This is a genomic window from Yoonia maricola, from assembly GCF_002797915.1.
In the GTDB taxonomy this organism is placed as follows: Bacteria; Pseudomonadota; Alphaproteobacteria; order Rhodobacterales; family Rhodobacteraceae; genus Yoonia; species Yoonia maricola.
Window position 1 is genome coordinate 483,494 of sequence record NZ_PGTY01000001.1, and the last position, 20,519, is coordinate 504,012.

The following is a 20,519-nucleotide window of genomic DNA, read 5'->3' on the forward strand; positions in this document are numbered from 1 at the left end:
TCAGTCCTTTCGGGGGGCAGGGCCGGTGGATGACCCGACCATCAATTCCGCTTCAAGCAGTCGTGTTTGCGGAGGCATGAGCGGGTTCGCGATTGCCGCCAGAAGCATCTCGGCCAATTGCTGCCCCGCATCGCGCACGGATGACCGGGTCGCCGTAAAGATCGGCACATCGCCACCGTTTTGCAGATACGACAGCGCATCGTCATGCGTGACGACAGAGACATCCTTGCCCATGACGTACCCCTTTTCCTCAATCGCGCGCCGCACGCCCAAGGCCGAGATCAGCGACGAACATAAGACTGCCGTTGGTGGATTGTCGCGGGCCAGCATGTCGCGCGTGCATGTGTAGCCGAACACCTCCGTCATTTCGCCAGAGCGCATCAGATCGGGATCAGGTGCGCCATCATGTGCCATCAGCGAGGCGGCGTACCCTTCGCGTCTGCGGTGCGCGAAATCCATCCCTTCCAGTCCGTTGATTAAGGCAATCCGGCGGTGGCCAAGATCAAACAGGAAATCTGTTGCCCGCTCAAATGCCCGGCGGTTGTTCACATCAAGCCACGCATAGGGCTGGTCATATCCAGAGGCGCGCCCATGTACCGCAAAAGGCAGATCCAGCGATTGCAACAAGGCGATGCGTGGATCGTCCATGCGCGGCCCGTGTACGACGACACCATCCACAGCACGCCGTGACTTAAGCCCTTCGTAGATGCGCCGTTCGCTGGCGTCATCAACGATAGAGAGGATCATTTCATAGCCATGACGCGCATAGGTTTCGCCCGCACCGGCGATAAAATCGCCAAAAATCGGATTAACCATCTCGTGTTTGCTGGATATCGGGATCACATGGCCGATCGCCAGTGCTTTGCCTGTGGCCAGCCCCTTGGCCCGTGTTGAGGGGCTGTAGTTGAAAGTGCGTGCGGCCTCTTCCACGCGGCGGCGTGTGGCCGGGCTGACCTCGGGATAACCATTCAAAGCGCGGCTGACGGTGGTTTGGCTAAGACCGAGATTCTGCGAGAGTTCTTTTAAATTCATGGACTCAGCTGTGTTTCCAAAGCGCTGTAAGACGAAATTTCTGCATCCCCGCGACACGGTCGTCGCACGAATAACCACAGTTGAGTACCATGATTTTAGGGAATTCCAAGAAAATATTTAGCGCTAACATAGCCGTATTGACAGCGACGCTAACTTCGCTGACTGTACCGTCACTCAAAGCGCTTTGGGTAGATGATTCCTTGGCGCGGGAAGAAACACATGCACGTAAGTGCAAACGAAAGTGACGCGCCACCGCGGCGCGATTGGGAGGAAAATCAATGAAAACGAAACTGTATGCCACTGTGGCAGCGGTTGCCTTGACCGCAGGCACGGCAAGTGCCGACGGCCATCTTCCGTTCACGCCGGGTGAGGGCGATTTTAGCTGGGACAGCTACAATGAATGGGTCGCGACTGCACCGGATCTGTCAGGTCAGAATGTCACGATCTTTGGGCCTTGGCTGTCGCCTGAGGACGGTATCTTCCGTTCCATGCTGGCCTATTTCAGCGATGCAACCGGAGCGAACGTCACTTACACGGGGTCTGATAGTTTTGAGCAGCAGATCGTGATTGATGCCGAAGCAGGCTCTGCCCCCAATGTTGCCGTGTTCCCGCAGCCTGGCCTGGCGGCTACAATGGCGTCACAGGGGTTGCTGACACCGCTTGGCGATGACATGGGCGCTTGGGTGGCTGACAACTATGCCGCCGGCCAGTCCTGGGTTGATCTGGGTACCTATGCTGACGCAAGTGGCGATGATCAGTTTTACGGGTTCTTCTACAACGTGAACGTCAAATCGCTGGTGTGGTATTCGCCAGAAAACTTCGAAGATGCGGGCTATGAAGTGCCTGAGACAATGGAAGACCTGATCGCATTGTCGGAACAGATCATCGAAGATGGTGAAACACCTTGGTGCATTGGTCTGGGTTCCGGTGCGGCAACGGGGTGGCCCGCGACCGACTGGGTTGAGGACATCATGCTGCGCACACAAGCGCCCGAGGTCTATGATGGCTGGGTGTCCAATGAGATCGCATTCAACGATCCGCGCGTGATCGAAGCGGTTGAGACATTCGGCATGTTTGCCAAGAATGACGATATGGTTGCTGGTGGTTCTGCCGCCGTTGGGTCTACTGATTTCCGTGACAGCCCAACCGGTCTCTTCTCATCGCCGCCACAATGCTACATGCACCGTCAGGCGTCCTTTGCGACAGCATTCTTCCCGGATGATGTTGTGCCGGGTGAAGATGCAGACTTCTTCTACTTCCCCTCCTTTGCAGAAAAAGACCTCGGTAATCCGGTTCTGGGTGGTGGTACGTTGATGGCTGTCACAAATGCCTCTGACGCAACAATGGCCTTCATGGAGTTCCTGCAGCAGCCCATTGCCCACGAGGTGATGATGGCGCAGACTGGTTTCCTGACGCCACACTCTGGCGTGAACCTTGAAGCCTATGGTGATGACATCCTGCGTGGTCAGGGTGAAATCCTTCTGAATGCCACAACCTTCCGCTTTGACGCATCAGACTTGATGCCGGGTGCGATTGGTGCGGGCACGTTCTGGACCGGCATGGTGGATTTTGTCGGCGGTGCATCCGCTGAAGATGTCACCGGTGCCATTCAGGATAGCTGGGACGCGCTGAAGTAAGCGCCGCCTGAGATTTGATCTCATATAACAGTGGTTCGGACGGGTGATCGTCCGAACTGACCCACGGTGCGGCATACGCCCGTAAGAGATACATCGCGAAGGGGAGGGCGCTATGAATCCGGCACTACAAGGATTAATCACGATCATCATCGGGGTCGGCGGTTGTGTTGGCTACTTTTATGGGGCGAACCTGTTTCTTGATAAGGTTTTGTTCAGGGCCGAAGGGCCCAACGCTGGCCGCAACATCAACCGCGCCAACCAGATCCGGCCTTGGTTGTTCCTGATGCCCGCCCTGTTGGCGCTGGGGCTTTACCTTGCATACCCTGTCTTCGCGACCCTGCGCCTGAGTTTTCTTGAGCGTTTGCCGGGCAATGAATACGCCTTCGTTGGCTTCGACAATTACACCCGGATGTTTGCCGAGCCCAAGTTCATGGAGGCTTTGCGCAACAATGTGCTTTGGCTGGTTGTCGTGCCTGCCGCCGCGACTGGTTTTGGCTTGTTGGCGGCCCAACTGACCGACCGCCTCAGCTGGGGCAATATCGCCAAATCCATCGTCTTTATGCCGATGGCGATTTCCTTTGTCGGTGCTGCCGTGATCTTTAAACTGATCTACGAGGCCCGTCCCGAAGATGTGGCGCAGATCGGTATCCTCAATCATCTTTACCTGACATTCGGGGGTGATGCGCCGCGGCAATGGTTGCAAATTCCGTTCTGGAACAACTTCTTTCTGATGGCGGTTCTGATCTGGATCCAAACCGGTTTCGCCATGGTCATCCTTTCTGCCGCCTTGCGCGGTATCCCGGAAGAAACGGTCGAGGCTGCGATCATTGACGGTGCGAACCCGTTCCAGATTTTCTTCAAAATCAAGATCCCGCAGATCATGTCGACCATCGTGGTGGTCTGGACGACGATCACGATTGCCACGCTCAAGGTCTTTGACATCGTGTTTGCGATGACCAATGGCCAGTGGGAAACGCAAGTTTTGGCCAATTATATGTACGACAAGCTGTTCCGTGCGAACGATTGGGGGATGGGATCAGCCAGCGCCATGATCATCATGTTGATGGTGACGCCGATCCTGGTCTGGAACGTCTACAACGCGCGTAAGGAGATGCAGTGATGGATGCGATGGCAGGAAGAAAGCCCGCAGTCGTTTGGGCATTGAACATTTCCGTGGTGCTTTTGGTCGCGCTTTGGCTGTTCCCAACGCTTGGTTTGCTGATTTCATCTTTCCGGACAGGTGACCAAATCACCGCCTCTGGATGGTGGTCAGCACTGTTCCCTGCAGAGCAGACCATGCAAATCCGCGTCGCTGACCCCGATGATAATCGGGTGGATTTGGGGAACGGGCGTTTCATGGTGGAAGGTAACATCTTCGATGGCGCCGGCTTTGCGGGCGAGTTGAACGCCTGGGGCACATCAAGCCGGCGGTTGGGTGAGTTTGAACCGGGCGTGGCTGCTGACCTGGGTGATGGTGAAACCTTAACTTTGCAAGCGGACGGCGCTTATATCTGGGAAGGCAATGACGACCAGATCAGCGGCCGGGCGCAGCGCGTCTTCCTTGATGTGGTCACACCACCGGACTTTACGCTAGAGAATTATAACTTCGTTCTCTTTGACGAAAACAACTCTGAAGGGATGGCCAAGGCGTTCTTCAATACGCTGACAGTGGTGATACCGGCGACGATTATTCCCATTCTGATTGCGGCCTTTGCTGCCTATGCGCTGGCATGGATGGATTTTCCGGGCAGGGCGATTTTGATTGCGATCATCGTGGGCCTGTTGGTCGTGCCCCTGCAATTGGCGCTTATTCCGCTGCTTTCGCTGCACAATGCGATTGGGATCGGGAAGGGCTATCTGGGGGTCTGGCTTGCACATACCGGTTTTGGTCTGCCCTTGGCGATTTACCTCTTGCGCAATTATATGGTCGGACTGCCGCGTGATATCATTGAGAACGCAAAGGTGGATGGGGCAACGGATTTCCAGATCTTTACCAAGATCATCCTCCCGCTCAGCTTTCCGGCACTGGCCTCTTTTGCGATCTTCCAGTTCCTGTGGACGTGGAATGACCTGTTGGTGGCGCTGGTGTTTCTGATTGATGCCTCTGGTCAGACAACAGTGATGACCAAGCAGATTGTTGAACTGTTGGGCACGCGCGGTGGCGACTGGGAGATACTTGCGACCTCGGCTTTCGTATCTATCGCAGTGCCGCTGGCGGTTTTCTTTGCAATGCAAAAGTATCTGGTGCGCGGCCTGTTGGCCGGTTCGGTGAAATAAGTAACCCGCAGCTTCAAAGCGCGCCTTTGAGGTTGCAACCAACCTAGGATTTACGACGATGACAACGGCGCTCGCCAAAAATACAGAGATGGCCATTAATAAAGACTGGTGGCGTGGTGCGGTGATCTATCAGATCTATCCGCGCAGCTTTCAAGACAGCAATGGTGACGGCGTGGGTGATCTTTTGGGGATCGTCCAGCGCTTGCCGTACATTGCTTCGCTTGGTGTCGATGCGATCTGGATTTCGCCTTTCTTCATGTCGCCGATGAAGGACTTTGGGTATGACGTCAGCGATTACTGCGATGTTGATCCGATGTTTGGCTCTTTGGCTGATTTTGATGCGGTGGTTGAGACGGCACACAGGTTGGGCATCCGGGTCATGATTGACTTGGTCCTGAGCCACACCAGCGATCAGCACGCGTGGTTTGGCGAAAGCCGTGCGAGCCGCACCAATGACAAGGCCAATTGGTATGTCTGGGCTGATCCGAAACCCGATGGCACGCCGCCCAACAACTGGCTGTCGATCTTTGGTGGATCAGCCTGGCAGTGGGACGCGCGGCGCGAGCAATACTATCTGCACAACTTCCTTGTATCCCAGCCTGACCTGAACTTCCACGAACCACAGGTGCAAGAGGCGTTGTTGGATGTGGCACGCTTTTGGTTGAACCGCGGCTGTGATGGGTTTCGTCTGGATACGATCAATTTCTACACCCATGACAAGCAGTTGCGCGACAACCCCGCCTTGCCGCCTGAAAAGCGGAACGCGACGATTGCGCCATCGGTGAATCCCTATAACCACCAAGAACATCTTTATTCCAAGAACCAGCCAGAAAACCTCGCATTCCTGCGCAAGCTCCGCGCGGTCATGGAACCCTATGGTGCAGCCGCTGTGGGTGAGGTGGGTGACGCTCAAAAGGGGCTGGAGATCATGGGCGAATACACCGCCGGCGATGATCTGATGCAGATGTGCTATGCTTTTGAATTCCTGTCCAAAGATCAACCAACCGCCGCACGCATCAAAGAGGTGATGGCGCGAGTGGATGATGTCGCCGCTGATGGCTGGGCGTGCTGGGCATTCTCGAACCATGATGTCATGCGCCATGCCTCGCGCTGGGATTTACCGCCTGCGGCACAGCGCATGTTTGCGACCCTGATCATGTGTTTGCGTGGCTCGGTTTGCCTGTATCAAGGGGAAGAGCTGGGGTTGCCTGAGGCCGATGTTGCCTTTGAAGACCTGCAGGACCCTTACGGCATCGAGTTCTGGCCAGAGTTCAAAGGCCGCGATGGCTGTCGCACGCCAATGGTGTGGGAAGCGAGCAACCAAAACGGCGGTTTCACGACCAACAAGCCTTGGTTGCCCGTTGCCGCAGAGCATTTGCATATGTCTGCCGCCGCGCAAGAGGATGAGCCCGGTGCGCTGTTACATCACTATCGCAAGGCGATTTCGTTCCGTCATACGCACCCTGCATTAAGCGTGGGCGATCATGACGGGGTACAGGCCAATGGCGATGTCGTTTATTTCACCCGCACTGAGGGGGCACAGACCATCTTTTGTGCTTTCAATGTCAGTGAAACACCATCTGATTTTGACCTGCCCAAGGGAAGCTGGACACCGATTGGTGCCGAGTTGGGCAGCGCACATACATCCGCAGACGGAAGACTGCACCTTGGGCCATGGCAGGTTTGCCTCGCGCTCAAGTCATAATTTCAAGGGGAGTGAGACATGGCTGATCTGTTACTAAAGGACGTCGCCAAAACCTATGGGGGCACGGTGGATGTTCTCAAGAACATCAACCTCGACATCAAACAGGGTGAATTGATCGTTTTTGTTGGGCCATCGGGTTGCGGTAAGTCCACGCTTTTGAGGATGATCGCGGGGTTGGAAAAGATCACAGGCGGGACGTTGGAGATTGACGGCACGCTCGTGAACGACGTGCCGCCCGCGCAGCGTGGCATCGCCATGGTGTTCCAGTCCTATGCGCTTTATCCGCATATGACGGTGCGCGACAATATGTCGTTCGCTTTGAAGCTGGCGAAGAAATCCCCCGCTGAAATCGATGAGGCCGTGAACCGGGCCGCCAAAATTCTGCAACTGGACGAATATCTTGATCGTCTGCCAAAGGCCCTGTCAGGTGGTCAGCGCCAGCGTGTGGCGATTGGCCGGTCGATTGTGCGGGACCCGAAGGTGTATCTTTTTGATGAACCGCTCTCAAATCTCGACGCGGCTTTGCGCGTCGCCACCCGGATCGAGATTGCGCAGTTGAAGGAATCGATGCCGGAAAGCACAATGATCTACGTCACCCACGATCAGGTCGAGGCGATGACACTGGCCACACGCATCGTGGTTCTGGCAAATAAGGGTATCGCGCAGGTTGGCTCACCACTCGAGCTTTACGAACGCCCTGAGAATGAATTTGTCGCTCAGTTCATTGGCTCTCCAGCCATGAACCTGTTGTCGGGTGAAATTGTCGAGACGGGTGCGCTCACCACGGTCAAACTGGATGATGGTGGTACGGCACAATCTATGGTGCCGACAGAGGCCTCTGACATAGGGCTGAAGGTCAACATCGGTGTGCGACCCGAAGACATGGTGCTGACCGACGATGACGCTTATGTATTCAAGGATACGGTATCGATTGTCGAAGCCTTGGGTGAGGTCACGCAGATGTATTTTGAACCACCCAGCAGCAGCAAGGACACAGATACTGTGATTGCAAAACTGCCGGGTATTCACACCGACATTCGCGGCAAAGAGCTGAAGTTCACAGCGAAACCTGAGAAGGTCCAGATTTTCCACAACGGACAATCGCTGTATTATCGATAACGCGCTTATTTCCAGCTTAACGCGTTGCGTGTACCGCGCCAATGTGTTCGCATCGATGTGTTTTCGATGTGGAGGAATGCGATGCAAACGCCGGAAAATATACTCAAAAAAGCCCTGCTAGCAGGGCAGTTGCAGCATGGAATTTGGCTGACATCCGGTACAGGCATTTTGGCGGAAATGGCGGGGAATGCGGGGTTTGACTGGTGCTTGATTGATGGCGAACACGGGCCGAACACAGTGTCGGATATCTTGCCACAGTTGCAAGCCCTTGCGGTCAGCGGCACACCAGCGGTTGTGCGCATACCCAACGCCGAGGCTTGGATGGTCAAGCAGGTGCTTGATCTGGGTTGTCAGACGGTGCTTGTGCCAATGATTGATGATGCTGGGATGGCGCAAGATATGGCGCGTGCCATGCGTTATCCACCGCAGGGTAATCGTGGGATGGGGGCTGTGCTGGCGCGGGCAACGGGGTTTGGGACAGTTGCAGATTATGCGCAAGACGCGAATGAGCAAGTCTGTCTGCTGGTGCAGGCAGAGAGTACCGCAGCGGTCGCGAACATTGATGCAATTGCCGCGACCGAGGGTGTGGATGGGGTGTTTGTCGGGCCGGCAGACCTATCCGCCGATATGGGTTATCCTGATCAGCCGGATCATCCTGAGGTGGAACAGGCCATTGATCATCTGATTGCGCGAACCGTTGCGGCTGGGAAGGTTGCCGGGATCATCACCTTTGACGAAACCCGATTTGATGAATACGCCAAGAAAGGTGTGACGTTTCTTGGCGTTGGCGGGGATATGGTGGTGTTGAACACCGCCCTGCGTGGTCTTGCAGGGCGGGTGTCGAGGTAGTCAAAATCTTGCAAGATTGTGGGTCAGATTTTCGAAAAATCTGGGATCTAGCCGCGACGGCGGCGTCCTGTCCGCGCGCGCCCTTCGCCCGCTTTTGGGGCGACGCGGTTGAACTTGATCCATTCGTTGCCGGATGCGTCATTATCAGTCAGGAAGTTGGCCGCGCGGATCGCTTCCATTTCCTTGCCTGCGCGTGGTTTGGTGGAGCCCATACCGAACAACTTAACAAAAGCTTCGTCATCCATGCCTTCGGGTAACACCACGCCGGCAGCTTCGACTTCGGCCTTCTTTTCAGCGATCTTTTTGGGGCCTATGGGCAGGGCCACCGGGTTCATGATGGCCGAGGTCATGCCAGCCGTCATTGCCATAGGCAGGAAGGCGTTGTTGATGCCGTGGCGGTTGGGCAGGCCAAAGCTGATGTTTGAGGCGCCGCAGGTCGTGTTCACACCCAGTTCTTCGCGCAGACGACGGACGAGGGTAAAGACTTGTAGTCCGGCAGTGCCCATTGCGCCGATGGGCATGACAAGCGGATCGACCACAATGTCATGAGCGGGGATGCCGAAATCTGCGGCGCGTTCAACGATCTTTTTTGCGACGGCAAAGCGCACGTCTGGGTCCTCAGAAATACCGGTATCGTCGTTTGAGATGGCCACGACTGGCACATTATATTTTTTGACCAACGGCAGAACGAGTTCAAGGCGTTCTTCCTCGCCGGTGACGGAGTTCAGCAGGGGGCGACCTTCGGCGGCTGCCAGACCATTTTCCAAGGCCCCCGGCACGGAACTGTCGATGCAAAGTGGGATATCTGTGATGGCCTGCACACGCTGGACCATTTCCTTCATCAGCGGCGGCTCGACAAAGTTATTGTCGGCATAGCGTGGGTCTTCGGCCATTTTGTTCGAGAAAACAGCGCCGGAATTGATGTCGAGGATGTTCGCACCCGCCGCGACCTGCGCCAGCGCGTCTGCTTCAACGCGTGAAAAGTCACCGCGTTCCAGCTCTTCAGCGAGGATTTTGCGCCCTGTCGGGTTGATCCGTTCACCGATCACGCAAAAGGGTTGGTCGAACCCGATAATGGCAGTCTTTGTTTTGGATTCGACAATCGTGCGTGTCATTGAGGCTGGTCCTTGAGGTGAGAGGCAGGGACGGCAGAGGCGCCGCCATGTGCGATGGCCCAGTTGGCGTTGGTCTTGATGCCGCCAAGCGGGAAGAAGTGAACGTTTGTGATGTTGAAGTCAGGATGTGCGGCCTTGTGGGCCGCCAGATCTGTCAGCACGTCCGTGGGTTCGAACGGCAACAAGAGCTTGCTGACATCCTTGGCGCGTTTTTGCAGGACCTTGAGTGAGGGACCGACGCCGCAGGCGATGGCGAATTTGATCATGGTTTGCAGTTTGGCGGGCCCTGCGATTCCGATATGGATTGGCAATGTGATGCCTGCGTCCTTGATCGCATCGGCCCATGCGATAATGGGTTTGGCCTCAAAGGCGAATTGCGTGGCCAGCGCCATTTCGGCGTCAGTGGTATCGTTGAAACGCTGCTTCCAGTGCAGTGCTTCCATAACCAGTTTGTCCGAACCGTCTTTGTCAATGTCACGGTTGCCTTCGGGGTGGCCTGCGACATGCAGGCGTTTGAAACCTGCTTTGTCGAAGAGGCCGCTTTCCAAAAGCTGCATCGAGGAATGGAAGTCGCCGTGCGGCTGTGTCACGCCACCGGCGAGCAAAAGCGCTTGATCGACGCCTGCTTCACCTTGATAGCGGGCAATCCAGTCAGCGAGCGTTGTCCCGTTTTTAATGATGCGTGCTGGGAAATGCGGCATAACAGCGTAGCCGTCGGCGGCAAGGCGTTTTGCCGTCGCGACCATGTCTTCGATCGGGGTGCCTTCGATATGCGCGATGTAAACTCGGGTACCTGCGGGCAGCAATTCGCGGAAGTTATCAACTTTTTCAGCGGTGCGCGGCATCACTTCGATGGAGTAGTCTTGCAGGAACGCCTCTATCTGAGGGTTCGTTGTTGTGTCCGCAGTGTCTTTGGTTTTGCGGAATGAAAGCAATGACATGAATGACCTCCGAAGGGCATGAAAAGGGGAAGGGGGCAGGGCCTTCAAGCCCAACCATCATTGGCGATAAGCGTTTTGATCCGTTCGACATCGTAGTCGGCGTCGATCTTGGCGACGGTGGCCTCTGCGGCTTCTTGGTCGCTGCCATCGACGGGAATGGGGTCTGCCTTGCGAAAGCCTGCCATGTAATCGTCAGACTCGGCTGCGCCTGATTTCATGGCGGCACGGTCTATTGCCTGTTCAAACCGTTCGGGCAGGGGGAGCTTAACACCCCGGCGCCCGCGACCAACGATGACCTGGGCTGGCATATCGCGCCAGTAGACAATGGTGACGTCAGCCATAAGTGATTCCCTTAAATCTTCTTTCATCCGTTCTATCACCGCGCTTTGCCGCTCAATGTCGGTTTTCGACATGGCATATGCTCACAGCGACCGTGCTGATTGCTAACCTGATGCGCCCCGCCAAAATAGTGCCTTCTATCATCATTATCTGCATAAAGGTTTTGTGGGGTCGCATCACAAGGCTTGTGCAAAGAGGTTTCCGCGCCTAGCTTGACTATAACACGACATAGGAGGGCGTAGTGATGGCGCCCAAGCGTCCCAAAGGTGCGGGCGCGTTCCCGAAAGCGGTCGAGACCCCCGCGCCAAAACAGCCTGATCCGGCGGACCTTTATGCCGCACTGGATTTGGGCACGAACAGTTGCCGCATGCTGATCGCCCAACCCAAGGGCAGTCAGTTTCATGTGGTTGATAGTTTTTCCAAGTCCGTGCAACTGGGCGCGGGGCTGGAAAACACAGGCCGGTTGTCGCGCGCGTCGATGAATCGGACGATCTCTGCCATGCGCATTTGTCGCGAAAAGCTAAAGCGCCACGGCGTGTCGCATATGCGCCTTGTCGCGACCGAGGCCTGTCGGCGTGCTTTGAATGGTGCAAATTTTGTTGCACAAGTACGTCGGGATACCGGGCTGAAGCTCGAGATTATCAAGCCTGAAGAAGAGGCGCGGTTGGCTGTCATTTCCTGTGCGCCACTGGTCAGCGTGAATACCGAACAATTGTTGGTCGTTGATATCGGAGGGGGGTCAACGGAACTGGTCTGGATCGATTTGACACATGTGCCGAAACGTGAACGGCCGCGTGCGATCATGCGTTTGCATGCGGGGTTCAAGTCTGATCCGGGGCCGTTTGCTGCGGCTAAAGTGGTCGACTGGATTTCAGTACCTTTAGGTGTGGCCACCCTGCGCGATCAGTTTTCGGATGTTGAGGATGATGCAGCCCGGTTTGCCCTGATGAGCTGGTTCTTTGAAGAGAACCTTGAAGAGTTTTCACCCTATGCCGCTGCACAGGCGCGCGAGGGCTTTCAGATCATCGGCACGAGCGGCACCGTAACCACAGTGGCGTCGAGCCATTTGGGTCTGAAACGCTATGACCGCACCAAAGTCGATGGGTTGCGTATGACGTCTGACCAGATTGATACGGTGATCCGCGATTACCTCACGCTGGGCCCCGCTGGGCGCCGCGCTGATCCGCGCATCGGCAAGGACCGGCAAGCGCTGATCATGTCGGGTTCCGCCATCTTGCAGGCGCTGATGCGGCTTTGGCCAACGGACCGTTTGTCTGTCGCGGATCGTGGACTGCGCGAGGGCCTGCTTTATGCGCAGATGTCGGCGCATGGGGTCTTGGAAGATACGCCGTTTTAGGCGATAGGCGGGGCTATGGCCAAGAAACCCACCAAAAAGAACACATCCGGGCGCGGACAGCGCGATTTGACCGTGAAGGTGAAAACCGCACGCGGGCGCAAGCTGAGCTCGACCCAATGGTTGCAGCGGCAGCTGAACGACCCATACGTGAAGCGGGCGCAGACCGAAGGGTATCGGGGCCGTGCAGCCTATAAGATATTGGAACTGGACGATAAATATCGCTTTCTGGTGCCGGGCGCGCGCATTGTCGATCTGGGCTGTGCGCCGGGGGGATGGCTGCAAGTTGCGGTCAAACGCGCGAATACACTGGGTGAGCGGACAAGCAAGGCGCAAGGGTATGTGCTGGGTGTTGACCTGCAAGAGGTGGAGCCTGTGGCTGGGGCAGAGATTCACCAGTTGGATTTCATGGAAGATGACGCTGATCTGAAAGTGAAGGACTGGCTGGGCGGCAAAGCCGATGTGGTGATGTCGGATATGGCCGCCTCCGCCTCTGGTCATAAACAGACCGATCACTTGCGGATCATCGCCCTTTGCGAAGCGGCGGCTTACTTTGCGTTCGATGTGCTGGAAGAGGGTGGGACTTTTGTTGCCAAGGTGCTGGCTGGCGGGGCCGAAGGGGATTTGCAGAAACTACTGAAGGCAAGGTTTACGAAGGTGGCGAATGTGAAGCCGCCCGCGTCGCGGTCGGATAGTTCAGAGAAGTTTGTGGTGGCGACGGGGTTTAAGGGCGCTGTTTAAGTTGTGTGGTCGTCGATATAGCTGATTGGTAGGCGATGACGGCTATCATTTAATGCGCAAAGTTGAAGGCGTTGATTCAGAAGCCATACGGCCCTGCAAGCCGATACATTGCAGCGAGGAAAATAGCACTTGGATTTATCATGGCTTCTTTTGATTTGTTTGATGGTTGGTCCGGCGGTCGCACACCTTAAGCATTTGCAACCAGCCGCGTTATTTGCAATTGTCGCAATCGTTTACGCGTTTTTCGGTAGTATTGGTTTTTTGGGCGACCAGGTAACTTCGGGTGATCCTTTGGACGTGCAAACCCCTTTCTCTTCGTATGATGTTGCGAAGGACTGGTGGCTTGCAATTCGTCTTGGTGCCGTCATGGCGTTTATGTCTGGGGTCATCTGGATGCAAACTTACGTGGGTGCGATGCAATACCCGCGTGTCACCAAAATGCTTTTCTGGCTGTTTCATCTTGGGATAATTACTGACAATTCGGCAGCGAAGTTCATCCTGTTCTTTTTCCCCGTGCCACAGCGATACACAGATTATGACACTTTTGCCGAACTCCTGTATCACATCACTCTGGTGGCTGAGTTGGTCGTAATTCTAGCGTTTTTAAGCCTAACATGTCTTCTGATGTGGTCCGCTGTTCGAAATTGGAAAAGACGCGGTTCACGTTCTATATGAGGTGTTTAAAAACTGATCGTTTGCAAACAAGGACGGCCATACATTAAGCGGTTGAGCAGATTTGCGTCTCCCAATCGCTGCACCGATTGATCAGCGCCTCTGACGTCACCCGGTCGGTCACGAAGTGATCCACCTGCGCCAGTGACGCGATCTTGACCGGGGCTTTGCGCGTGAACTTCGTGCTGTCGGCGACAAGGATCGTTGCCCGTGCCGCTTTGATCACCTGTTGGCTGACCCGTACTTCCTCGGGGTCGAAATCCAGCAGATCGCCGCTGAGGTCGATGGCCGAGGCGCCAATCACGGCGAAATCGACCTTGAACCGATCAATCGCCAGGGCGGCAAGATCGCCCACCAGCCCGCCGTCTGACCGCCGCAGACTGCCGCCTGCCACCACCACATCGCAGCTGGGGTTTTGCGCTAAGATGTTCGCTACGTTCAGGTTATTGGTCACCACCATCAGGTTACGGTGGGCGTGCAGGGCGTGGGCCACTGCCTCTGTCGTTGTTCCAATGTTGAGGAACAGCGAGGCGTTATCGGGGATCAGCTGGGCCGTGCGCCGTGCGATCCTGATTTTGATATCGCGGTTCAGCGCGCGTCTGTCGCCATAGCCGATGTTGCTAACGCCAGAGGGCAGGACGGCACCGCCGTGGATGCGCTCTAACAACCCCGCAGCACAAAGCTGGCGCAGGTCACGGCGGATGGTTTGCACGGCAACGCCTAATTTGGTGGCCAGGTCGGTCGCCAAGACCTTGCCTTCGGTCTGGGCGAGGGCGCGGATGTGGGCAAGGCGGGTTTCGGTATCCATATATTCGTTTATGAAATTAAACGAACACAGTGCAACTTGAATAATATGAAAATATGATATTCAACCGTTTCGGTTCATTTTCGTATGTGAAGGCGCGAACAGCAAAAACGTTGCGACTTGCGCCTGCCCACCATGCGTCTAAACCATCCGCAAATTAATGGGGAACGACATGGACGCGGACTTTGACATCTTTATCATTGGCGGCGGGATCAATGGCTGCGGCATCGCGCGCGATGCGGCAGGGCGTGGGCTGAAAGTTGGGTTGGCCGAGATGAATGATCTTGGTTCGGCGACCTCTTCAGCATCGACGAAGCTGTTTCATGGTGGCTTGCGCTATCTGGAGTTTTTTGAGTTTGGTTTGGTCAAGAAAGCTTTGGTTGAGCGCGAAGTATTGCTCAAGAACATGCCCCACATCTCTTGGCCAATGCGTTTTGTTCTGCCTTATCACGCCGACATGCGGTTCGAGAACGATACGCCAACATCGAAACTGCTCTCGACGGTCATGCCATGGATGAAGGGCCGGCGACCAGCGTGGCTGATCCGCCTAGGACTGTTCATGTATGACAATCTGGGCGGGCGAAAAATCCTGCCCGGCACCCATGTGGTCGATCTGACCAAGCGCGAGACTGGTGAGCCGCTGAAAGGTAAATTCAAGAAAGCCTATGAATACTCTGACTGCTGGATCGAAGACTCGCGTCTGGTGGTTCTCAATGCCCGTGATGCAGACGAACGCGGTGCCACGATCATGACCCGCACCAAAGTGGTGAGTGCGACCCGTGTTGATGGTGTTTGGCAGATTGTCACTGCGCATGGCGGTGTTCAGCATACGCATACCGCCCGCGCACTGGTTAATGCCGGTGGCCCATGGGTGGAAAACATCGTGCGCGATGTGGCCCGGCTGAACACATCAGAGGGTGTGAGGCTGGTCCGGGGCAGCCATATCGTGACCAAGAAGCTTTTTGATCACGACAAGAGCTACTTCTTTCAAGGTGAGGATGGCCGGATTATCTTTGCTATTCCCTATGAGACAGATTTCACACTGATCGGGACAACTGATGCCGAGCATGAGAACCTGTCAGAACAGCCCTATGCGACCGATGAGGAACAGGATTATCTTTGTGCCTTCGCGTCCCAATATTTCGAAAAATCAGTCACCCGCGATGATATCGTCTGGACTTATTCAGGTGTTCGCCCGCTCTATGATGACGGGGCAAAGTCGGCGACTGCGGCGACCCGTGATTATGTGCTGTCTTTGGATGAGAATGGCGCGCCGCTCTTGAATATCTTCGGTGGCAAGATCACGACCTATCGCAAATTGGCCGAGAATGCGTTGAAGAGGCTTGAGCCACTGGTGGGCGGAGGCGCACCCTGGACGGCAGATGCACCATTGCCCGGTGGGGACTTCAGGGTGAAGGAACGCGATCAACTGGTTGCGGACTTGCAGGCGGCGTATCCATTCGTGGATGCAAACTGGGCGCTGCGTCTGATCAAAGGTTATGGGACAGAGGCGCGGACAGTCTTGGGCGACGCCAAATCTGCCGCCGATCTTGGGCGCGATTTTGGGGGCACATTGACCGAGGCCGAGGTGAAATGGCTGATGGCCAAGGAATATGCTCTCAGCGCCGAAGATGTCGTTTGGCGACGCTCCAAGCTGGGTTTGCGCCTGACCTCTGATCAAGTTGCTACCCTTGACGCCTTTATGGCGGCTTGAAACAAAACGACAAACGGGGGGACACCATGACTTACATTCTGGCTATCGACCAAGGCACGACATCAAGCCGCGCGATCATCTTTGACGCTGACATGCAGATCAAGGCGACCGCGCAGGAGGAGTTTACCCAGCATTTCCCGCGGTCAGGATGGGTGGAGCATGATCCATCCGACATATGGTCATCGGTTGCCTCGACCTGCCGAGGTGCGATTGAGAAGGCAGGGATTACCGCCGCCGAGATCGCCGCGATAGGGATTACCAACCAACGTGAGACGACACTGGTTTGGGATAAGAACACGGGTGAGCCGATCCACAATGCGATTGTCTGGCAGGACAGGCGAACAGCACCCTTTTGCGAGGAACTGCGTAAGGAAGGGTTTGAGGCGACCATCACACAGAAAACAGGGCTTCTGGCGGATCCTTATTTCTCAGGGACGAAGGTGAACTACATCCTCGACAAGGTTGAGGGTGCGCGGGCGCGCGCCGAAGCTGGCGAGCTGCTTTTCGGGACTGTCGACTGCTATCTGATCTGGAAGCTCACGGGCGGCAAGCGCCATGTGACCGACGCCACAAATGCCGCCAGAACAATGCTTTACGACATCCGCAACGGGCGGTGGAGTACAACGATTTGTGAGCGTTTCGGTATCCCTATGTCTATGCTGCCAGAGGTATTGGATTGCGCGGCAGACTTTGGGGTGACCCGCGCGGATCTCTTTGGCACAGAGCTTCCGATTCTTGGCGTTGCGGGCGACCAGCAAGCGGCCACAATCGGGCAGGCCTGCTTCGCGCCGGGGATGTTGAAATCGACCTATGGCACAGGATGTTTTGCATTGCTCAACACCGGCGACACGCTGGTGGAAAGCAAAAAGCGGCTGTTGGGCACGATTGCCTATCAGTTTGACGGCAAGCCGACCTATGCGCTGGAAGGGTCGATCTTTATCGCTGGCGCGGTTGTGCAATGGCTGCGCGACGGATTGAAGATCATCCGTGACGCCAAGGAAACACAGCCCTTGGCAGAGACTGCTGATGCAGCGCAGGAACTCTATATGGTGCCGGCTTTTACAGGCCTTGGCGCGCCTTACTGGGATGCGGAGGCACGCGGAGCAATCTACGGCTTAACCCGCAACTCCGGCCCGGCAGAGCTCGCGAAGGCGGCGCTTGAAAGTGTCGGTTTTCAGACGCGTGATTTGTTAGAGGCGATGAAGAGCGATTGGCAAGCCTCTGATACAGATGGCATTTTGCGGGTTGATGGGGGCATGAGCGCATCGGATTGGTCGATGCAGTTCCTGTCCGATATCATTGGCGCGCCGGTGGACCGGCCAACGGTGTTGGAGACAACGGCTTTGGGTGTGGCGTGGCTGGCGGGCAGCCGGGCTGGTGTTTATCCCGATCAGGCCGGTTTTGCGGCCAATTGGGCGCTGGATCAGCGGTTTGAACCGCAGATGGATGAGGTAACGCGGGAGCGGCGGTATGCGGGCTGGCAGGATGCGGTGAAAAGGACTTTGAGCGGAAGGTAGATGTCGGCTTTGCGAATGAAGCTGACCTTACCCCAATACGATTTCGACAATATGGTTCACGATCTTTTGCCCGCCTTGGTTGGATGGCTCAATCGGCGATACTATCGAAAAGTCGTTGGTATCGGTGCACACTTCTTGCAATGAGAGCACCGGAATTCCTTGAGCGCTTGCTTGTGCTACTATGACTTCGTTGAATTTGCCGATAGCGAGCGGAGCAAACTGCCGCCAGATAGGATCTTCAAACGGTACAGCAGTGTAAATTGTACACACATAAACCTTTAAACCGGTTGCTTTCGCAGCATCAAGCATAAGCCTATAGTCAGAAGTGAATTCAGCCAAAGGACCGCATAGAAGGGTGTCTAAGTCATTGATATGTTGTATTTTTGAAAGAAGCGCAGAATGGTAGCGCGCGTCGTTTCCGCCAACGCTAACGATCAAGTCGGTCGCGTTTGAAGGCAAGTCTGCGATCTGGTCTTTAACATGCCTAATACAATCACCATCAACAGCGACTTTGGATGCCGAGCATGCTGCAGGAAGCGTACAGCGCAATTGTTCAATCACACCAGCTTCACCCAGAACGTAACCGTCGTTATCAAAGATCGAGTCGCCTGCCAGAACTAAGTGCTTAGATTTCATACCGACGTTCTCCTGCGGGCTACTGGCTGGAACAAACTACATGGGAAAGCCTATGGAGAAAATCATTGGAAAGGTCAATTTGGGCTCATGGCGCTCTTTAGGCATTAGTTATCATGACTTCGACATCTCCCACACCGCAAACTCCGCCGCCCGTTTATCCCGCAACTTTGCCTCCACCTCTGCCGACAAAGTCAACTCCATCTTCGGCGACACATTCTTTTGCTTCAGCATGATCTGCACCGCTAGCCGCTCTTCCAGATACCCGATCACCTTGTCCCATTGCTCATATTGAAACAGATGTTGCGCGCCCATCTCGCCATCGTTGATCCGCAGAAACTTGTTTTGTGAGCCGACGTTTGCAAACGGGGCGGGCGTACCCTTGCAGTACTCCAGCACAAAATCGTCAAAACTGACGTCACGTGTACTGTTTTCATGCCCGATCAGATCGGCGCGGGTGCGATACCGATACCAGCTGCCCAGCCAGTCAATCGGGTTGCGCACGATGGCCATCAATTCGGGGTTTTGCCCGCCGACCTGCTTGAACATCGGTTTAAGGAATCGTTTATAGCGGTAGCATGGCGCATGTTTCAGCTCTGGCGGATCGCGTAGCACCAGTGACGCACGCGGGGCCAGCGCGCCTTCCAATGCGGTGGACCCTGTCTTGGGCACTGCCATCAGCACCAGATTTTCTTTCCAGAAAACAAGCATTTATTCGCTGTCTTTCGTCTGTTTCGCAGCTAATGCTAGGCCATAAACCTTTCCTTAACCACCTTTGGATGAGGGTGAGTGATGAAAATTTATGTTGCAATGTTCTGCTTTTGATCTCATTAACAATGAGAACACAATGAGAACAAAAGCAGTGATTGCCGCCCTTTGGACGGCGTGAAATAAGGACAGGACACATGGCAACGGCAGAACTCCTCAAAATGACTGACAAGAAGACCGCGGATAAAGAAAAAGCGCTGGAAAGCGCGCTGGCGCAGATCGAACGGCAGTTCGGTAAAGGCTCTATCATGAAGCTCGGCGGTCAGAATCAGATGGCCGATATCGAGGCGACATCGACCGGTTCGCTGGGTTTGGATATCGCACTGGGGATTGGTGGATTGCCCAAGGGCCGCGTGATAGAGATTTATGGTCCTGAATCGTCGGGTAAAACCACGTTGACCCTGCACGCGATTGCGGAAGAGCAGAAAAAAGGCGGGGTTTGCGCCTTTGTCGATGCGGAACACGCGCTGGACCCGCAATATGCGAAGAAACTGGGCGTGAATCTGGATGAACTGCTGATTTCGCAGCCTGATACCGGTGAGCAAGCGTTGGAAATTGTCGACACGCTGGTGCGGTCCGGTGCGGTGAACATGGTGATCGTGGATTCGGTAGCTGCCTTGACGCCAAAGTCCGAATTGGAAGGCGATATGGGCGACAGCTCTGTCGGTGTGCATGCGCGCTTGATGTCCCAGGCGATGCGCAAGCTGACAGGTTCGATCAACCGTTCAGGCTGCATGGTGATTTTCATCAACCAGATCCGGATGAAGATTGGTGTGATGTTTGGCTCTCCTGAAACCACGACTGGTGGTAATGCGCTGAAATTCTACGCCTCTGTCCGTCTGGATATCCGCCGGATCGGTGCGATTAAGGATCGTGACGAGGTTGTGGGGAACGCCACTCGTGTGAAGGTAGTAAAGAACAAGGTGGCGCCGCCGTTCAAACAGGTGGAATTCGACATCATGTATGGCGAAGGCATCTCGAAGATGGGTGAATTGCTTGATCTGGGTGTGAAGGCCGGTGTGGTCGAAAAATCTGGTGCTTGGTTCAGTTATGGCGACGAGCGGATCGGGCAGGGGCGTGAGAATTCCAAGATTTTCCTGCGTGAAAACCAGAACATCGCGCTGGAGATTGAAGATAAAATCCGTGCGGCGCATGGGTTGGATTTTGATCTGCCGGAAGGCGTCAACGATGACGGCGACGACGACTTGGTCGAAGTTTAAGGTTGCAGACTGCAACTGCTGAAAATGTATCCGCCGTAAGTGGTTGGTAGAGAATATCCGGAAAAGGGTGCCGTAAAATAC

Annotated in this window: 19 protein-coding genes; 12 read left to right on the forward strand and 7 right to left on the reverse strand. The window is 55.3% G+C overall.

Annotation, left to right across the window (positions count from 1 at the left end):
* Complete coding sequence (locus BC777_RS02430) at positions 1-1,032, reverse strand: substrate-binding domain-containing protein (RefSeq protein WP_100366570.1); 1,032 nt, start codon at positions 1,030-1,032, stop codon at positions 1-3.
* A gap of 278 nt (positions 1,033-1,310) precedes the next feature.
* Here BC777_RS02430 and BC777_RS02435 point away from each other — a divergent pair, with 278 nt between their 5' ends.
* The 6 genes from BC777_RS02435 (at position 1,311) to BC777_RS02460 (ending at position 8,619) form a co-directional block, all read left to right on the forward strand.
* Entirely contained in the window at positions 1,311-2,669 is a 1,359-nt protein-coding gene (locus tag BC777_RS02435; protein ID WP_100366571.1) for an ABC transporter substrate-binding protein, read from the forward strand.
* Between the two features lie 112 nt (positions 2,670-2,781).
* A complete protein-coding gene (locus tag BC777_RS02440; protein ID WP_100366572.1) occupies positions 2,782-3,789 on the forward strand; it encodes a carbohydrate ABC transporter permease in 1,008 nt (335 codons plus the stop codon).
* A complete protein-coding gene (locus BC777_RS02445) occupies positions 3,789-4,946 on the forward strand; it encodes a carbohydrate ABC transporter permease (protein ID WP_100366573.1) in 1,158 nt (385 codons plus the stop codon). Before BC777_RS02440 ends, BC777_RS02445 begins: the two co-directional genes overlap by 1 nt.
* Positions 4,947-5,004: 58 nt before the next feature.
* A complete protein-coding gene (locus tag BC777_RS02450) occupies positions 5,005-6,651 on the forward strand; it encodes an alpha-amylase family glycosyl hydrolase (protein ID WP_375342411.1) in 1,647 nt (548 codons plus the stop codon).
* Positions 6,652-6,669: 18 nt separating this feature from the next.
* A complete protein-coding gene (locus BC777_RS02455; protein WP_100366574.1) occupies positions 6,670-7,770 on the forward strand; it encodes an ABC transporter ATP-binding protein in 1,101 nt (366 codons plus the stop codon).
* 81 nt (positions 7,771-7,851) lie between these two features.
* Positions 7,852-8,619: an HpcH/HpaI aldolase family protein gene (locus tag BC777_RS02460; RefSeq protein ID WP_100366575.1), complete on the forward strand. Its 768-nt coding sequence runs from the start codon at positions 7,852-7,854 to the stop codon at positions 8,617-8,619.
* A gap of 47 nt (positions 8,620-8,666) precedes the next feature.
* Here BC777_RS02460 and BC777_RS02465 read toward each other — a convergent pair whose 3' ends face one another.
* From BC777_RS02465 to BC777_RS02475, 3 genes are read right to left on the reverse strand one after another with little or no spacing between them, the layout of a single operon-like run.
* Positions 8,667-9,734: a methyltetrahydrofolate cobalamin methyltransferase gene (locus tag BC777_RS02465; RefSeq protein ID WP_100366576.1), complete on the reverse strand. Its 1,068-nt coding sequence runs from the start codon at positions 9,732-9,734 to the stop codon at positions 8,667-8,669.
* Positions 9,731-10,675 (reverse strand): methylenetetrahydrofolate reductase, encoded by a 945-nt coding sequence (locus tag BC777_RS02470; protein ID WP_100366577.1) that lies wholly within the window; start codon positions 10,673-10,675, stop codon positions 9,731-9,733. The genes BC777_RS02465 and BC777_RS02470 overlap by 4 nt, the downstream gene beginning before the upstream one ends.
* 44 nt (positions 10,676-10,719) lie before the next feature.
* The gene (locus tag BC777_RS02475; protein WP_100367965.1) at positions 10,720-11,016 is read right to left on the reverse strand and encodes a virulence factor; all 297 of its coding nucleotides are present in this window, start codon (positions 11,014-11,016) and stop codon (positions 10,720-10,722) included.
* A 242-nt stretch (positions 11,017-11,258) separates the two neighbouring features.
* Here BC777_RS02475 and BC777_RS02480 point away from each other — a divergent pair, with 242 nt between their 5' ends.
* From BC777_RS02480 to BC777_RS02490, 3 genes are all read left to right on the forward strand, one after another.
* Positions 11,259-12,371, forward strand: coding sequence for a Ppx/GppA phosphatase family protein (locus BC777_RS02480; RefSeq protein ID WP_100366578.1), 1,113 nt, complete (start codon positions 11,259-11,261; stop codon positions 12,369-12,371).
* A gap of 15 nt (positions 12,372-12,386) precedes the next feature.
* Entirely contained in the window at positions 12,387-13,109 is a 723-nt protein-coding gene (locus tag BC777_RS02485) for an RlmE family RNA methyltransferase (RefSeq protein ID WP_100366579.1), read from the forward strand.
* A 129-nt stretch (positions 13,110-13,238) separates the two neighbouring features.
* Complete coding sequence (locus BC777_RS02490; RefSeq protein WP_133122504.1) at positions 13,239-13,784, forward strand: hypothetical protein; 546 nt, start codon at positions 13,239-13,241, stop codon at positions 13,782-13,784.
* Positions 13,785-13,827: 43 nt separating this feature from the next.
* Here the strand turns inward: BC777_RS02490 and BC777_RS02495 are convergent, their stop codons facing one another.
* The gene (locus BC777_RS02495; protein WP_100366581.1) at positions 13,828-14,589 is read right to left on the reverse strand and encodes a DeoR/GlpR family DNA-binding transcription regulator; all 762 of its coding nucleotides are present in this window, start codon (positions 14,587-14,589) and stop codon (positions 13,828-13,830) included.
* 169 nt (positions 14,590-14,758) lie between these two features.
* Here BC777_RS02495 and glpD point away from each other — a divergent pair, with 169 nt between their 5' ends.
* Positions 14,759-16,300, forward strand: coding sequence for a glycerol-3-phosphate dehydrogenase (gene glpD, locus BC777_RS02500; RefSeq protein WP_100366582.1), 1,542 nt, complete (start codon positions 14,759-14,761; stop codon positions 16,298-16,300).
* 26 nt (positions 16,301-16,326) lie between these two features.
* On the forward strand, positions 16,327-17,817 hold the full coding sequence (glpK, locus tag BC777_RS02505) for a glycerol kinase GlpK (protein WP_100366583.1): 1,491 nt from the start codon (positions 16,327-16,329) through the stop codon (positions 17,815-17,817).
* Between the two features lie 27 nt (positions 17,818-17,844).
* Here glpK and BC777_RS02510 read toward each other — a convergent pair whose 3' ends face one another.
* Both BC777_RS02510 and BC777_RS02515 read right to left on the reverse strand, forming a co-directional pair.
* Positions 17,845-18,453, reverse strand: a complete 609-nt coding sequence (locus BC777_RS02510) for an SGNH/GDSL hydrolase family protein (protein WP_100366584.1) — start codon at positions 18,451-18,453, stop codon at positions 17,845-17,847.
* A gap of 111 nt (positions 18,454-18,564) precedes the next feature.
* Entirely contained in the window at positions 18,565-19,161 is a 597-nt protein-coding gene (locus tag BC777_RS02515; RefSeq protein WP_100366585.1) for a sulfotransferase family protein, read from the reverse strand.
* Between the two features lie 194 nt (positions 19,162-19,355).
* On the opposite strand from BC777_RS02515, the gene recA reads away from it, so the two are divergent.
* Positions 19,356-20,438: a recombinase RecA gene (recA, locus tag BC777_RS02520; RefSeq protein WP_100366586.1), complete on the forward strand. Its 1,083-nt coding sequence runs from the start codon at positions 19,356-19,358 to the stop codon at positions 20,436-20,438.
* The last annotated feature ends 81 nt before the right edge of the window (positions 20,439-20,519 follow it).

Excerpts from the sequence above, each read along its gene's own strand:
- BC777_RS02430 (WP_100366570.1), bottom strand. The coding sequence starts at position 1,032 with ATGAATTTAAAAGAACTCTCGCAGAATCTCGGTCTTAGCCAAACCACC.
- BC777_RS02435 (WP_100366571.1), top strand. The coding sequence starts at position 1,311 with ATGAAAACGAAACTGTATGCCACTGTGGCAGCGGTTGCCTTGACCGCA.
- BC777_RS02440 (WP_100366572.1), top strand. The coding sequence starts at position 2,782 with ATGAATCCGGCACTACAAGGATTAATCACGATCATCATCGGGGTCGGC.
- BC777_RS02445 (WP_100366573.1), top strand. The coding sequence starts at position 3,789 with ATGGATGCGATGGCAGGAAGAAAGCCCGCAGTCGTTTGGGCATTGAAC.
- BC777_RS02450 (WP_375342411.1), top strand. The coding sequence starts at position 5,005 with ATGACAACGGCGCTCGCCAAAAATACAGAGATGGCCATTAATAAAGAC.
- BC777_RS02455 (WP_100366574.1), top strand. The coding sequence starts at position 6,670 with ATGGCTGATCTGTTACTAAAGGACGTCGCCAAAACCTATGGGGGCACG.
- BC777_RS02460 (WP_100366575.1), top strand. The coding sequence starts at position 7,852 with ATGCAAACGCCGGAAAATATACTCAAAAAAGCCCTGCTAGCAGGGCAG.
- BC777_RS02465 (WP_100366576.1), bottom strand. The coding sequence starts at position 9,734 with ATGACACGCACGATTGTCGAATCCAAAACAAAGACTGCCATTATCGGG.
- BC777_RS02470 (WP_100366577.1), bottom strand. The coding sequence starts at position 10,675 with ATGTCATTGCTTTCATTCCGCAAAACCAAAGACACTGCGGACACAACA.
- BC777_RS02475 (WP_100367965.1), bottom strand. The coding sequence starts at position 11,016 with ATGGCTGACGTCACCATTGTCTACTGGCGCGATATGCCAGCCCAGGTC.
- BC777_RS02480 (WP_100366578.1), top strand. The coding sequence starts at position 11,259 with ATGGCGCCCAAGCGTCCCAAAGGTGCGGGCGCGTTCCCGAAAGCGGTC.
- BC777_RS02485 (WP_100366579.1), top strand. The coding sequence starts at position 12,387 with ATGGCCAAGAAACCCACCAAAAAGAACACATCCGGGCGCGGACAGCGC.
- BC777_RS02495 (WP_100366581.1), bottom strand. The coding sequence starts at position 14,589 with ATGGATACCGAAACCCGCCTTGCCCACATCCGCGCCCTCGCCCAGACC.
- glpD (WP_100366582.1), top strand. The coding sequence starts at position 14,759 with ATGGACGCGGACTTTGACATCTTTATCATTGGCGGCGGGATCAATGGC.
- glpK (WP_100366583.1), top strand. The coding sequence starts at position 16,327 with ATGACTTACATTCTGGCTATCGACCAAGGCACGACATCAAGCCGCGCG.
- BC777_RS02510 (WP_100366584.1), bottom strand. The coding sequence starts at position 18,453 with ATGAAATCTAAGCACTTAGTTCTGGCAGGCGACTCGATCTTTGATAAC.
- BC777_RS02515 (WP_100366585.1), bottom strand. The coding sequence starts at position 19,161 with ATGCTTGTTTTCTGGAAAGAAAATCTGGTGCTGATGGCAGTGCCCAAG.
- recA (WP_100366586.1), top strand. The coding sequence starts at position 19,356 with ATGGCAACGGCAGAACTCCTCAAAATGACTGACAAGAAGACCGCGGAT.